The organism is Flavobacterium sp. FlaQc-48, from assembly GCF_044007335.1.
GTDB lineage: Bacteria > Bacteroidota > Bacteroidia > Flavobacteriales > Flavobacteriaceae > Flavobacterium.
This window is the reverse complement of sequence record NZ_JBIPCR010000108.1, coordinates 1-241: the sequence shown is the minus strand read 5'-3', so window position 1 is coordinate 241 and position 241 is coordinate 1. Positions and strand designations below refer to the sequence as shown.

General features: G+C 41.9%; 1 protein-coding gene. It reads right to left on the bottom strand.

Going from position 1 to position 241, the window contains the following annotated elements:
* On the bottom strand, nt 1–241 hold a 241-nt coding region (locus tag ACHRWY_RS27770), incomplete at both ends, for a condensation domain-containing protein (protein WP_395359274.1).

Genomic DNA, 241 nt, shown 5'->3' with positions numbered 1-241 from the left:
CTTACTCCACTTAATTTTGCTTCCCAATAGGATAACTGATTCTCTAAAACCTCGCCTTCTAAATACTTGCGCTGCCAGATGGCATAATCTGCATATTGTAAGCTAAGCTGCGGTAAATCAGGAGTTTCATTTGATTGGAAGGCACTGTACAATTCCATAAACTCATTGGTCAGGATTCCACCCGACCAGCCATCACTGGCAATATGATGGAAAACACAAGCCAGAACATACTTCTCATTCC